Source organism: Paenibacillus litoralis (genome assembly GCF_046244365.1).
Classification (GTDB): domain Bacteria; phylum Bacillota; class Bacilli; order Paenibacillales; family NBRC-103111; genus Paenibacillus_V.
On record NZ_CP176395.1, the window covers coordinates 299,114 to 312,759 of the forward strand.

At 54.2% G+C, this 13,646-nt stretch carries 12 protein-coding genes; all 12 read left to right on the forward strand.

Going from position 1 to position 13,646, the window contains the following annotated elements; genetic code table 11:
* Window positions 1-89 precede the first annotated feature (89 nt).
* Window positions 90-632 (forward strand): hypoxanthine phosphoribosyltransferase, encoded by a 543-nt coding sequence (gene hpt, locus ACKGJP_RS01270; RefSeq protein ID WP_409343904.1) that lies wholly within the window; start codon window positions 90-92, stop codon window positions 630-632.
* A gap of 122 nt (window positions 633-754) precedes the next feature.
* Window positions 755-2,692, forward strand: coding sequence for an ATP-dependent zinc metalloprotease FtsH (ftsH, locus tag ACKGJP_RS01275; protein ID WP_409343905.1), 1,938 nt, complete (start codon window positions 755-757; stop codon window positions 2,690-2,692).
* A 226-nt stretch (window positions 2,693-2,918) separates the two neighbouring features.
* Window positions 2,919-3,857 (forward strand): quinolinate synthase NadA, encoded by a 939-nt coding sequence (gene nadA / locus ACKGJP_RS01280; RefSeq protein WP_409343906.1) that lies wholly within the window; start codon window positions 2,919-2,921, stop codon window positions 3,855-3,857.
* A gap of 146 nt (window positions 3,858-4,003) precedes the next feature.
* Window positions 4,004-5,611, forward strand: a complete 1,608-nt coding sequence (gene nadB / locus ACKGJP_RS01285) for an L-aspartate oxidase (RefSeq protein ID WP_409343907.1) — start codon at window positions 4,004-4,006, stop codon at window positions 5,609-5,611.
* A 163-nt stretch (window positions 5,612-5,774) separates the two neighbouring features.
* Window positions 5,775-6,644, forward strand: coding sequence for a carboxylating nicotinate-nucleotide diphosphorylase (nadC, locus tag ACKGJP_RS01290; RefSeq protein ID WP_409343908.1), 870 nt, complete (start codon window positions 5,775-5,777; stop codon window positions 6,642-6,644).
* Window positions 6,641-7,408, forward strand: coding sequence for a type III pantothenate kinase (locus tag ACKGJP_RS01295; protein ID WP_409343909.1), 768 nt, complete (start codon window positions 6,641-6,643; stop codon window positions 7,406-7,408). The genes nadC and ACKGJP_RS01295 overlap by 4 nt, the downstream gene beginning before the upstream one ends.
* 59 nt (window positions 7,409-7,467) lie before the next feature.
* The gene (gene hslO, locus ACKGJP_RS01300; protein ID WP_409343910.1) at window positions 7,468-8,346 is read left to right on the forward strand and encodes an Hsp33 family molecular chaperone HslO; all 879 of its coding nucleotides are present in this window, start codon (window positions 7,468-7,470) and stop codon (window positions 8,344-8,346) included.
* 72 nt (window positions 8,347-8,418) lie between these two features.
* Window positions 8,419-9,372, forward strand: coding sequence for a peptidyl-prolyl cis-trans isomerase (locus tag ACKGJP_RS01305; protein ID WP_409343911.1), 954 nt, complete (start codon window positions 8,419-8,421; stop codon window positions 9,370-9,372).
* A gap of 85 nt (window positions 9,373-9,457) precedes the next feature.
* The gene (cysK, locus tag ACKGJP_RS01310; protein ID WP_409343912.1) at window positions 9,458-10,396 is read left to right on the forward strand and encodes a cysteine synthase A; all 939 of its coding nucleotides are present in this window, start codon (window positions 9,458-9,460) and stop codon (window positions 10,394-10,396) included.
* Window positions 10,397-10,601: 205 nt separating this feature from the next.
* The gene (locus ACKGJP_RS01315) at window positions 10,602-12,188 is read left to right on the forward strand and encodes an anthranilate synthase component I family protein (RefSeq protein ID WP_409343913.1); all 1,587 of its coding nucleotides are present in this window, start codon (window positions 10,602-10,604) and stop codon (window positions 12,186-12,188) included.
* Window positions 12,185-12,772 (forward strand): aminodeoxychorismate/anthranilate synthase component II, encoded by a 588-nt coding sequence (gene pabA / locus ACKGJP_RS01320; protein WP_409343914.1) that lies wholly within the window; start codon window positions 12,185-12,187, stop codon window positions 12,770-12,772. Before ACKGJP_RS01315 ends, pabA begins: the two co-directional genes overlap by 4 nt.
* Complete coding sequence (gene pabC / locus ACKGJP_RS01325) at window positions 12,769-13,641, forward strand: aminodeoxychorismate lyase (RefSeq protein ID WP_409343915.1); 873 nt, start codon at window positions 12,769-12,771, stop codon at window positions 13,639-13,641. Before pabA ends, pabC begins: the two co-directional genes overlap by 4 nt.
* Window positions 13,642-13,646: the final 5 nt, after the last annotated feature.

Sequence of the window (13,646 nt, forward strand, 5' to 3'; positions counted from 1 at the left end):
TCCGTGTGGCCGGGACAATCGCAATCCGATCATACAGGGTAGTATCGAAGCGGCTTTTGGTTCATAGAATATGGTAGGAGGGTGTCTCGTTGCACAACGACATACAAGAGGTACTTTACAGCGAAGAACAGATTATGCAGAAGGTAAAAGAGCTTGGGCAACAAATCAGCCGGGATTTCGAGGGACGCAACCTGCTCGTCATCTGCGTGCTGAAAGGCGCGTTTATTTTTATGTCCGATTTAGTCAAGTCGATCTCGGTTCCGCTTGAAGTCGATTTTATGGCGGTGTCCAGTTACGGCCAGTCTACGAAGTCGTCCGGCGTCGTGAAGATCATCAAGGATCTGGACGTTCCGGTCGAAGGACGAAACGTTATTATTGTAGAAGACATTATCGACAGCGGTCTGACGCTCAGCTATTTGATCGATGTGCTCGAGAGACGCAATGCCCTTTCGGTTTCGGTTGTAGCGCTCTTTGACAAGCCTGCCCGCAGAACGGTTGATCTTGAGCCGGATTACAAAGGCTATACGCTGCCGGACGCTTTTGTCGTCGGCTACGGCCTCGATTATGCGGAAAAATACCGTAACCTCCCGTATATAGGCGTCCTGAAGGAAGCCGTATACGCCGGGAAGTAATGCTGCCGGAATCACCGCGGCGCACGCGAAACGCTCTCATTGATTCATCGTACCTTCATATTGTGAAGCCGAGACTTGCTGTGGTAAAATAAAACAAGTGTGCCCTTGAGAGGAGGTTGGGGATGAATCGAATCCTCCGAAATACCGGATTTTATTTGCTAATCATTTTGGTTGTCATTGGGATTGTACGATTTATCAGCGCCCAGAACGATCTGGAAGATCAGATTACCTACAACCAGTTTCGTGACTATTTGAAAGCACAAACAGGGGACAACAAAATCCAGGAAGTATCGGTTAAACCTGAGGGCTATACCTATATTATTAAAGGGAAATACGCCTCGGGCAAGAGCTTCAAGACTCGCGCGCCGATCGACGATCGGGTCCTTGAGCTAATCGAGAACAGCAAAGTACAGAAGGAAGTCTATGAGAAGATGGACGGGGATAGTATTTGGATCTCCTTTCTAACCTCCATCATTCCTTTTGTGATTATATTCGTCCTGTTTTTCTTCCTGTTGAACCAAGCCCAAGGCGGCGGCGGCAAGGTGATGAATTTCGGCAAGAGCCGAGCCCGCTTGTACAACGAAGAGAAGAAGCGCGTCACGTTCGAAGACGTGGCCGGTGCGGACGAAGAGAAGCAAGAACTTGTCGAAGTCGTCGAGTTTCTGAAAGACCCGCGTAAATTCGCGGCTGTCGGCGCACGCATTCCGAAGGGCGTATTGCTTGTGGGTCCTCCGGGTACCGGTAAAACGTTGCTAGCGCGCGCAGTTGCCGGCGAAGCCGGCGTACCGTTCTTCAGTATTTCCGGTTCCGATTTCGTGGAAATGTTCGTCGGCGTCGGCGCATCCCGCGTTCGCGACCTGTTCGAAAATGCGAAGAAAAACGCGCCTTGTATCATCTTTATCGACGAGATCGACGCAGTCGGCCGTCAGCGCGGCGCCGGTCTCGGCGGCGGGCATGACGAGCGCGAGCAAACGCTCAACCAGTTGCTCGTCGAAATGGACGGCTTCGGCGCCAACGAAGGCATCATCATCGTTGCCGCTACCAACCGTCCGGATATTCTCGACCCTGCGCTTCTGCGTCCAGGCCGTTTTGACCGTCAAATTACGGTTGACCGTCCGGACGTCAAAGGCCGTGAAGCGGTGCTCAAAGTCCATGCGCGCAACAAGCCGCTGGGCAAAGACGTCAAGCTGGATTCCCTTGCACGCTATACGACCGGCTTTACCGGCGCGGACTTGGAGAATTTGCTTAACGAAGCGGCGCTGATTGCCGCAAGACGGAACCGCAAAGACATCTCGATGAGCGAGATCGAAGAAGCTTTCGACCGCGTCATCGTGGGTACGCAGAAGAAAAGCCGCATTATCCGCGATCGCGACAAGAAGACGATCGCTTACCACGAAGCGGGTCATGCGATCATCGGTTACCATGCGCGCGATGCCCATATGATTCACCGCGTTACGATCGTACCGCGCGGACGCGCCGGAGGCTATGTCATTACGCTGCCGAAGGAAGCGGAGGATCCGCTTGTAACCACCAAGAACGAGCTCCTCGATCAAGTTACCGGTTTGCTTGGCGGACGGGTATCGGAGGAAGTGTTTATCGGTGAAATCGGGACGGGTGCCTATGACGACTTCCGTAAGGCAACTGCAATCGTGCGTAGCATGATTGTCGATTACGGCATGAGCGATAAGCTTGGACCGCTTCAGTTCGGTACTGCGCAAGGCGGTCAAGTTTTCCTGGGACGCGATTTCGGTCACGAGCAAAATTACAGCGATGCTATCGCGTATGAGATCGATCAAGAGATGCAAAGCCTGATTCGTACTTGCTACGAGCGGGCGCGCAAAATTCTCGAGACGCACAGCGATCAGGTACATTTGATTGCGAAGACGTTGATCGAACGCGAAACGTTGGACAAAGACCAAATCGTCGATCTGATCGAAAAAGGCGGCATTGCCGGCTCCGACAGCGACGATGTGAAAGTAAATATCCTTGGCCAAGACTTCCAAAGCGACTCGAATAAGCTTGATTTCGAGCGCGATAAGAAGGATGACAAGGAAGAATAAAGGGATCGAGAGAAATCCGGAGCAGCCTGATCGGCGGCGCCGGATTTTTCCCTTTTTGGCGGGAAAACAAGATTGACACCCGCATTAAGAATGTGTAAATTAGGTTTAAACTAAACATAAGGTACGAGAAGCGGCTTAGCTTGTGCGTTTTATCACAAGCGACGGTATCGGTGCGGTACGAAGCCTTTTCTGTTCTTACTAAATTGCATGGAAGGGGAGAGCCTGCATGGAGGCTTTAGCTCTAGAGAGAAAGGCAGAGCAAAACCGGGAACTGAAAGAGCGGATTCTACAGCTAAAGAAGGAACGAAACGCGATCATTTTGGCTCATTATTACCAGCGGGATGAGATTCAGGAGGTCGCGGATTTCCGCGGCGATTCGTTCTTGCTTGCCCAGAAGGCCGCATCGACCGATGCAGACGTCATCGTTTTCTGCGGCGTTCATTTCATGGGGGAAAGCGCCAAAATTTTGGCTCCGAACAAAACGGTTATTATCCCCGACGAGCGGGCCGGTTGTCCGATGGCGGACATGGTAAACGTCGACGGTTTGCGGGCGCTAAAGAAACAGCATCCTAACGCCAAAGTCGTCGCTTACATTAATACGTCGGCAGATGTGAAGTCCGAAACGGACATTTGCTGTACGTCCGCCAATGCCATCAAGGTAATCGAATCCGTGGATGCGGAGGAAATTATTTGGGTGCCGGATAAAAACCTGGGCGACTATGTGTCTAAATTCACGAACAAGAAAATGATCATCTGGGAAGGCTACTGCAACACCCACGACATGCTAACTGTCAAGGACGTTGAAGAAATGAAGGCCCAGTATCCGAACGCGCAATTCGTCGTTCATCCCGAGTGCCGGCCCGAGGTTGTTAAGCTGGGGGATTTCGTAGGCAGCACGACCGCAATCATCAAATATTGCCGCGAATCGGATTGCCAGGAGTTTATCGTCGGAACGGAAGACGGAACGGGCTATCAGCTGCGGATGGACAGCCCGAATAAGACGTTCCATTTTGCTACGAAATATTTGGTCTGTCCTAACATGAAAGTGAACAACCTGAAGAAGGTCGTCAAATGCCTGGAGACGATGTCTCCGCAAATTTATGTACCGCCGCAAGTCGCCGATAAGGCGAGGGCTTCCTTAGAGCGCATGCTGCAGGTGAAGTAGCATGCGCTGCTTCCTTTTGAGGAGCGGCGGTTATTCGAAACCGGCGTAACCGCTTCCTCTTCCCCTCAGCATCGTTTCTATTCCTTGGATGTTTATAAAGGGCGAGCTCTTGACAGTCTCGCGCTTCCGAAAGGTGAAATGACACAATGATACCGCGATACCTGGTCGATATCGATCATCGTCAACTGCCGAAGGTGCAGACCGACGTCATGGTAATTGGCGCCGGCATTGCCGGCCTGTTTACGGCGATTAAAGCGGCGGAAACCCGCAAAGTGCTCATGATAACGAAGAAATCGCTGATGGAGAGCAATACGAGGTATGCGCAGGGAGGTATTGCGGCGGTCATTTCCGACGAGGATTCGCCGGATTATCACTTGAAGGACACGCTGTTTGCCGGTGCCGGCTTATGTTCGATGAATGCGGTAGAAGTCCTTGTTTACGAAGGGCCGGAAGGCGTTAAGGACTTAATTCAGATGGGCACGCAGTTTGATGTCGAGAACGGCGAGCTGGCGCTGACCAAGGAAGGCGCGCATAGCCAGCGCCGCATTTTGCATGCGAACGGCGACGCGACAGGCTTTGAAATCGTTCGGGCTCTCTCCGAGAAGGCCATGCAGCATCCGAATATTGAAGTATGGGACGAGCACTTCGTTATCGACCTGGTGACCGATAAAGGCGAGTGCTTCGGCGCGATCGTCCAAAAGCCGGACGGGCAGCGCGTCTACGTCCAGGGCAACGCAACGGTTCTTTGTACGGGAGGAGCCGGTCAGTTGTTCCGTTATACGACCAATCCGGAGATCGCTACCGCGGACGGCATAGCGATCGCGTACCGCGCGGGAGCCGAAATTCGCGATGTCGAGTTCGTGCAATTTCATCCGACCGTGCTGTGCTATCCGGGCGCGCCGCGCTTTCTTATCTCGGAGGCGGTGCGGGGCGAAGGCGCGTATTTGCGCAACATTAACGGGGAACGCTTTATGGAGCGTTATCACGAGCAGCTGGAGCTCGCGCCGCGCGACGTTGTCGCCCGCGCTATCGTAAGCGAAATGGAACTGACGAAGTCGACCTTCGTATATATCGATGTAACCCACGAACCTTCCGACATGGTAAAACACCGGTTTCCGACCATCTACGAAACATGCATGAAATACGGCTTGGACTTGACGACGGATTGGATCCCGGTCGCTCCTGCTGCGCACTATATGATGGGAGGCGTCAAGACGGACCTTTACGGGGAAACGAACGTAAAGCGGCTTTTCGCTTGCGGCGAAGCTTCCTCTACGGGCGTTCACGGCGCAAATCGGCTGGCAAGCAATTCGCTTTCCGAAGCGATCGTCTTCGGGCGGCGCATCATTGAACGGATCGGCCAGCTGGAGCCGGTTGCGGGCGCTTGTCCGGAGCTCCGGCCTTCGCTTTCGCGCACGGAACCGCTTAGTCAACCGTTCGTAGAGAAGCGGCTCAAGCTGCAGAAAATTATGCTGCGCTATGTAGGACTCTTCCGTTCCGGCAAGATGCTGGAAAAGGGATACGAAGAGCTGCAGCGTCAGCTAAACGTTTTTACGTCCCTGCTCAGCAAACGCGAGGAATACGAATTCGCCAACCTATTAACGTGCGCACTGCTCACGACGCGTGCGGCGTTAATGCGCGAAGAAAGCCGAGGAGGCCACTGCAGGGAGGATTTCCCGCAGCGCGATGATGAGCGTTGGCATAAGCATTTGGTGTTCAGCCGTGATAACGGCGTCATCGAGGAGCAAGTGTAGAGCTTGCGCCCTGCGTAACAATTGGGGTTTCGGGTGAAACGGTTAAGAAGCAGCTCCTCAGGACTGCTTCTTACGGCGCTTTTTTACTGATGAAACGCTATTCTTACCGAACTGCCGCTTACGATGCTGCGTTTCTTGCGAAACGCTTGAGGAGTGAATTTCAATGCTGGAACTACATAACGAAACGCTGCGGAGACAAATACGGGTTTGGCTGGATGAAGATATCGGTTCAGGCGACATGACGACGATGACGACAATACCTTTAGACCATCAATCTAAAGGTATTCTTCATGTCAAGGAGGACGGCGTCATATGCGGCATCCCGGTCGCTGAGGCCGTCTTCCGCGAGGTCGATCCGAGCCTCCGCTTTAAGGCGGTGGCCGCAGAAGGCAGTCCGGCGGTCAAAGGGACGGTGCTGATCGAGGTGGAAGGGAGCACGCGAAGCATTTTGCTTGGAGAACGGCTTGCTCTGAACTTGATGCAGAGGCTTTCCGGAATCGCTACAAGAACAAGGCAGTTCGTAGAAGCGCTCGAAGGCCTGCCGGTTAGGCTGGTCGACACGCGCAAAACAACGCCTGGCCACCGCATGCTGGAAAAGTACGCCGTACGCGTCGGCGGCGGGCATAACCACCGGTTCGGACTGTACGATGCCGTGATGATCAAGGACAATCACATCAAGGGAGCGGGAGGCGTCGCCAAAGCGATACGTTCCGCGCGCTCGCTGATTCCGCACACGATGAAAATCGAGGTCGAAGTGGAGAACTTCGAGCAGCTTGAGGAAGCGCTGATCGCACAGCCGGATATCATCATGCTCGACAACATGAAGCCGGCCAAGATGGCCGAAGCGGTGAAGCTCATAAAGGATCGGGCACCGCATATCATGGTAGAAGCCTCCGGCTCGGTAACTCTGCAAACCGTTAAGGATATCGCGCTTAGCGGCGTGGACGTCATTTCCGTCGGCCGGCTCACCTATTCGGTACAGGCGCTCGACATCAGCTTGGATTTGGGGGAGCGGAAGGAGATAAACGAATGATTTTGGTTGTGGACGTCGGGAATACGAATATCGTTCTCGGCCTTTACGAGAAAGAGCAGCTGCTTCACAACTGGCGGCTCAGCACGAATCGTTCCGCTACGGCTGACGAGTACGGCGTTATGTTCTACAATCTGTTTCAGCTTGCCGGAATACGGATGGAAGATATTGATGGCGTCATTATTTCTTCTGTCGTTCCCCCGCTTATGTTTGTTTTGGAGCAGCTTTGCTCAAAATATATTAAGAAAACGGCGTATATCGTCGGCCCGGGCATTAAGACCGGACTGAACATACGGATTGAGAATCCGCGCGAAGTCGGCGCAGACCGAATCGTCAACGCGGTGGCGGGCTTGGAGCTCTACGGCTCTCCGCTCATCATCGTCGATTTCGGCACGGCGACTACATACGATTACTTGGATCAGCACGGACAACTGCTCGGATGCGCCATCGCGCCGGGCATCGGGATTTCCACGGAAGCGTTGTATCAACGAGCCGCCAAGCTGCCGCGCATCGAGCTGGTCAGGCCCAAGAGCACGGTCGGCCGCAATACGATCGCCGCGATGCAAGCGGGCATCATATTCGGCTTCGCCGGGCAAGTGGACGGCATCGTGGAGCGGATTCGCGAGGAGTTCGGCACCGACCCGAAGGTCGTGGCCACCGGCGGCTTAGCGCAGCTGATTGCGAGCGAATCTAAGACCATACAACTGGTAGACCCACTTTTAACGCTTCAAGGTTTGCGAATTATTTATGAGCGAAATGCGCAATAACCGTTCACAAAAGGCTTTGAGCAACCGATATTTATTCTGTGATTTCAAGAGGTGACTTCATGACAACAGACTACATGATACGCGCTACCGCGTTTAACGGAAAGGTTCGCGCTTTTGCAGCGCACACGACCGCACTTGTCGGGGAGCTGCAGCGCAGACACCGGACAACGCCGACGGCGACTGCCGCACTAGGACGTACGGCTTCGGCGGGAGCAATGTTAGGAGCCATGCTGAAGGGCAATGAAAAACTGACCGTTCAAGTGAAAGGCGGGGGCCCGATCGGACAGATCGTCGTCGACGCCAATGCGGTGGGGGAAGTCAGGGGCTATGTGGACAATCCCGATATCGATTTGCCGCTGAATGCGGTTGGGAAATTGGACGTGGCGGGAGCGGTCGGCACCGACGGTTTTCTATTTATCATTAAGGATCTCGGCTTAAAGGAGCCTTACCGCGGCAGCACGCCGATCGTCTCGGGAGAGCTGGGCGAAGACTTCACGTATTACTTCACGAAATCGGAGCAGACGCCTTCCGCCGTGGCACTAGGCGTATTGGTCGATGTGGACTATTCCGTCAAAGCGTCGGGCGGCTTTATCATTCAATTGCTGCCGGGACTATCGGACGAAGAAATCGCTCTGATGGAGAAACGGCTGAACGAGCTGCCTCCGATCACCCGTCTTCTGGATGAAGGAGCTACGCTTGAACATATTTTGGAAACCGTGCTCGAGGATGTGCGCATTCTGGACCGGATGGACGTCGTGTTCAAATGCAAGTGCTCCCGCGAACGTGTGGAGCAGACACTGATCAGCTTAGGTGCGGAAGAGCTTACTTCTATTCTGGAGGAAGACGGCAAGGCGGAAGTGGTCTGTCATTTCTGTAATGAAGCTTATTCGTTTGAAAAGGATGCTTTAGAGGCAGTTATGGAAAAAATAAAAGCATAACGCCTTAGAGTTGTTCGGGCCGATCGTCCCGAATAAAGCTCGGACGCTCATTTGCGGTAAGAGGAGAGTAGGATGAGAAACGTTAAACTGCTGTGGGGGGCCGTCGTGTTTTTGCTGGTGGTAACGGTCGGGTTGACCGGAATCGTGGCGCGGCTGCTGGGAACCCCCCGTGCCGAAGGAGAGGCTGTCCAACAGGAAGAGCAGAAAGAGCCGGAGAACAAAGTCGTCATCGCACGTATCGGCGACCGTGAAATCAAGGAAGAAGATTTGACGCATTACTTGAAGAGCCGCCATGGGGCGGAGCTGCTTAACCAGATGATCGACCGCGAAGCGATTCAGCAGAAAGCCGATGCGACGGGATTAAAGCTGGAGCGGGAAGAGCTGGACCGCGAACTGAAAAGGATGCAGCAAGGGTATGATAGCGAAGAGCAGTTCTACCGGGCGATGAAGGATCAGATCGGCTTGAGCAAGGATGATCTTCGCGAAGACGTATATTTTAAGCTGCTGCTTGAAAAAATTGCGACGAACGGCATTGAAGTGAGCGATAAGGAAGTAGACGCCTACATGCAGGCGCATCCGGAAGAGTTTCGCAGTATGGTACAGGTCCGCTTTCAACAAATCATATCGGCTACGCTGGAGCAGGCGAACAAGACGATCGAGCTTGCCAAAGGCGGCCGCGATTTTGCGGACTTGGCCAAGGAACGGTCGCTGGATACGGCGACGGCAAGCGACGGCGGGGATATGGGCTGGGTGGACGAGAACGATCCCTTTGTGGCGGCGTCCATATTGAAGGCCATCCATTCGCTCAAAGTCGGGGAAATCAGCAAGCCCGTTCAAATGGCGGACGGTTATGCCGTCGTGAAGCTGACCGACCGGAAAGAACTGAATAAAGGAAGTCAGGCCGAGATCCGCGAAACGCTTCGCAAACAGCTCGCCTTGCAGAAGGCGAAGCCGCTCAAGGAAGTGACTCAGGAGCTGCGGAACGAACGCAATGTCATCATTTTTGACGCCGAGCTGCGAAAATGAGTATTGACACAATTGGTTTGAGTTGGTAATATGAAAACATAAAACCAACTAATTTACTCGGAAATATAGTAGAGGAGGACTTCACATGGCAAAGCTTGTGCAATCCATTACCGATCTTATTGGCGATACTCCGCTTGTCCGTTTGAATCGCGTCGTACCGGAGGACAGCGCTGAAATCTACCTGAAGCTGGAATTCCAGAACCCGGGCGCGAGCGTGAAAGACCGTATCGCGATCAGCATGATTGAAGTAGCCGAGCAAGAAGGGAAATTGAAGCCGGGCGATACGATTGTCGAGCCGACAAGCGGCAACACGGGCATCGGACTTGCGATGGTTGCTGCAGCGAAAGGCTACAAAGCTATTCTCGTCATGCCGGAAACGATGAGTATGGAACGCCGCAACCTGCTTCGCGCATATGGAGCCCAGCTTGTTCTGACGCCCGGAGCGGAAGGCATGAAAGGCGCTATTCGCCGCGCGGAAGAGCTTCAAGCCGAAAACCCTAGCTATTTCATTCCGCAGCAGTTCAAAAACACGGCAAATCCGAAAGTTCACCGCGAAACGACCGGACCGGAAATCGTTGAAGCGATCAACTCGCATGACGGCAAGCTTGATGCCTTCATTTCGGGTATCGGTACGGGCGGTACGATCACCGGAGCGGGTCAAATCCTGAAAGAAAACTTCCCTAACATTAAAATATACGCCGTTGAACCTGCCGCTTCCCCGGTTCTGTCCGGAGGAAAGCCGGGTCCGCATAAAATTCAAGGGATCGGCGCAGGCTTCGTGCCGGATATCTTGAACACGGGTATTTACGACGGCATCATTCCTGTCGAGAATGAAGATGCTTTCGAAATCGCCCGCCGCGTTGCCAAAGAAGAAGGAATCCTCGGCGGTATTTCTTCCGGCGCAGCCATTTTCGCTGCTCTGAAAGTGGCGAAGGAGCTTGGCAAAGGCAAGCGTGTCGTGGCCATCATCCCGAGCAACGGGGAACGTTACCTCAGCACCCCGCTGTATCAATTCGAAGATTAATCTTACGCATAGCGCCAATAGCGAGCCCCTCTATCCGGAGGGGTTTTCGCGTTTTGCTTGCTTTGAGGGCGAGAGGACGGTTTGCTGCAATGGCGCGGCTTTTTATTTTCACCGCTTTCCATTATACTAAATGAAATTATAAGCCTCGTGTGGAAGCTCATGCTTCCGGAGCCGTTTTCGCCGAAAACGTTAGGGAGGAACTGTTGTGATTGTCACGTCGCTCGAACAATGGAAGGAATGGTCCGGCGAGTACTCCGTACTTCCGTTGATTATGCAAACTCCGCTGCCGGATAGCCGGCTGCTGTCATGGGGGCGGGCTTGGCAGCTCGCCTCCGAGTCGTCCGTCCTGCTGGAAAGCGGGAAAGGCGGCCGTTACTCCTTTCTCGGCTTGTCGCCGGTATCGGTCATTAGCGGTAAAGGCCGCGAAGCGGTCGTTACTTATGCGGACGGCAAGCTCCCGGAACGTCTGGAGGGCGATCCGCTGCCGCTTATTAAGAAATGGATGGCGCCGTTTCGCTCGCCGCGTATCCCCCAAATGCCGAAATTTGTCGGCGGCTGCGTAGGATTTTTGGGCTACGATATCGTCCGTTCGATCGAAAAGCTGCCGCAGTCGGCCGCGGACGATTTGCCGCTGCCGGACTATTTGATGATGCGGTTTGACGAGCTATACGTAATCGATCACGAGGAGAGCGTCCTTTATTGTGCCGTAAACCACCATGTGCGCGGAGGGATAGAGGCTGCCGCGCTGCACGCAGGCTATGAAGAGGCGTGTGCCCGTGCGGAACGCATGGCTCGGGTATGGCTTGATATAGCCGCAGTCAACGGCGATCCGGCAGCGAAGGACGAACGGCGGCTGCGAGAACGGACGATGGCGGGCGATCTTCTGCATATCGACGTGGAGGCCCTTGCCGGCGTGGAACGCGCATTCGGCAAAGCGGAGTATATGGATGCGGTGCGGCGTATTCAGCGGTATATCGAAGCGGGCGACGTCTTTCAAGTCAACCTGTCCGTGCGGCAAAGCATAGAGCTTTCAAGCGAGCCGGAAGCGATTTACGAATGGCTGAGGCTCTTAAACCCGTCTCCTTACATGGGGCTTATGCGGACACCGGGCTTCCAGCTCGTCTCGGGTTCCCCCGAGCTCCTCGTGCAGGTGGAGGGCGAAACGGTGCGTACGCGTCCCATTGCCGGAACGAGACCGCGCGGCGCGAACGAAGCGGAAGACCGCCGACTGGCGGATGAGCTGATCTGGAATGAAAAAGAACGGGCCGAGCACATTATGCTTGTCGATCTGGAGCGGAACGATGTCGGGAAAATCGCCCGATACGGGTCGGTGCGAGTCGACGATCTTATGGTGATCGAGTATTACTCCCACGTTATGCATATCGTTTCCGAGGTTCGGGGCGAACGGATGTCGGACAAGGACGCATACGATATTATCGCGGCCACGTTCCCTGGAGGTACGATTACCGGAGCGCCTAAAGTGCGTACCATGCAAATTATCGAAGAGCTCGAGCCGGTGCGCCGCGGGCCGTACACGGGATCGATGGGCTGGATTGACTATAACGGCAATATGGAATTAAATATACTTATACGAACGCTCGTGACCGCCGAAGGCAAAGGCTACGTACAGGCCGGAGCGGGCATCGTGATCGACTCCGTGCCGGAGAAGGAATATATCGAGTCGCTGAACAAAGCGAAAGCGCTATGGAAGGCGATCCAGTACAGCGCAAACGGCAGTGCGGCAACGGAAGAGGCAGTTGCTTCGGCTATCACAAAGGGGGATAACCTATGATTCTGGTCATCGACAATTATGACTCGTTTACGTATAACCTGGTTCAATATTTAGGGGAAATTGGAGAAACGGTCGTCGTTCGCCGCAATGACGAAATCGATTTGGACGGTATTGAAGCGTTGAACCCGGATCATATTCTGATTTCTCCTGGTCCTTGCACGCCTAACGAAGCGGGGATCAGCCTGGCGCTTATCGACCGCTTTAAAGGTAAAGTGCCGATTCTCGGCGTGTGCCTCGGACATCAATCGATCGGACAAGCGTTCGGGGGCGACGTCATCCGCGCGGAACGGCTCATGCACGGCAAAACGTCGGAAATTCACCATGACGGCAAAACGATTTTCAGCGGCATTCCAAGTCCTTATACAGCGACCCGTTACCATTCGCTTATCGTCAAGAGCGAAACGCTGCCGGATTGCCTTGAGGTTAGCGCCCGTACGGAGGAAGGCGAAATTATGGCCCTTCGCCATAAGGAATATCCGATCGAAGGCGTCCAATTCCACCCGGAATCGGTTATTTCTGAGCATGGGCTTACGCTGCTTCGCAACTTCATCGCGCTGAAAGCGGGAAGCGGAACGAAAGCATGATCATTTCCGTTAACGGACAATTCATAGAAGAAGGAAAAGCCGTGATCTCCGCGTACGATCACGGTTTTCTTTACGGTCTCGGACTTTTTGAAACGTTTCGCACCTATGCCGGAAGCCCGTTCATGCTGAACGAGCATTTGTCCCGAATGGAGGAGTCCTTAAGCGAGCTGTGGATCGACTATCGGCCGGATGCCGATCATATTCGGCGGTTGGTCAAGCGGCTATTGGCGGAAAACGGACTGGCGGACGGCTATTTCCGGCTGTCGGTATCGGCTGGCGAGGAAGCGCTGGGCCTGCCGGCAGGCAGGTATTCGAAGCCGGCCGAGATCTTGTACGTGAAGGCGCTGCCGCCTGCGGATGAAACCCTCTACGATCGTGGGAAGCCACTCCAGCTTCTGGAGACGACGCGAAACACACCGGAAGGAGCCATACGAGGCAAGTCGTTTCACTATATGAACAATGTGCTGGCTAAGCGGGAAATGTCGCGTTATCCTTGGGCGGCCGGCTGCGAAGGCCTTTTTTTGACGGCGGGCGGCCATGTTGCGGAAGGGATTGTGAGCAACGTGTTTTTTATTCGCGGCAGCGTTTGTTTCACGCCCTCGATTGAAACGGGCATTTTGCCGGGGATTGCGCGCGGCTGCGTAATAAAGCTTGCGAAACAGTGCGGGCTGCGCGTGGAGGAAGGTCTTTACACACAGGAGCGGCTGCTTGACGCCGAGGAGTGCTTTATCACGAACTCGATTCAAGAAATCGTGCCGATTACGTCGGTATTCGATCGCGAAGGCGGGAAGCGGATCATAGGGAGCGGAAGCGCCGGACCTGCGACGCGCCTGCTCTTGCGGGAGTATCGCTCTCTGTGCGGCAAGTAACCCCA

What these genes read in the sequence shown, in the direction of transcription:
- hslO (WP_409343910.1), top strand. Translation starts at nt 7,468, where the DNA reads ATGACAACAGACTACATGATACGCGCTACCGCGTTTAACGGAAAGGTT.
- ACKGJP_RS01295 (WP_409343909.1), top strand. Translation starts at nt 6,641, where the DNA reads ATGATTTTGGTTGTGGACGTCGGGAATACGAATATCGTTCTCGGCCTT.
- nadB (WP_409343907.1), top strand. Translation starts at nt 4,004, where the DNA reads ATGATACCGCGATACCTGGTCGATATCGATCATCGTCAACTGCCGAAG.
- ftsH (WP_409343905.1), top strand. Translation starts at nt 755, where the DNA reads ATGAATCGAATCCTCCGAAATACCGGATTTTATTTGCTAATCATTTTG.
- cysK (WP_409343912.1), top strand. Translation starts at nt 9,458, where the DNA reads ATGGCAAAGCTTGTGCAATCCATTACCGATCTTATTGGCGATACTCCG.
- nadA (WP_409343906.1), top strand. Translation starts at nt 2,919, where the DNA reads ATGGAGGCTTTAGCTCTAGAGAGAAAGGCAGAGCAAAACCGGGAACTG.
- ACKGJP_RS01305 (WP_409343911.1), top strand. Translation starts at nt 8,419, where the DNA reads ATGAGAAACGTTAAACTGCTGTGGGGGGCCGTCGTGTTTTTGCTGGTG.
- pabC (WP_409343915.1), top strand. Translation starts at nt 12,769, where the DNA reads ATGATCATTTCCGTTAACGGACAATTCATAGAAGAAGGAAAAGCCGTG.
- nadC (WP_409343908.1), top strand. Translation starts at nt 5,775, where the DNA reads ATGCTGGAACTACATAACGAAACGCTGCGGAGACAAATACGGGTTTGG.
- pabA (WP_409343914.1), top strand. Translation starts at nt 12,185, where the DNA reads ATGATTCTGGTCATCGACAATTATGACTCGTTTACGTATAACCTGGTT.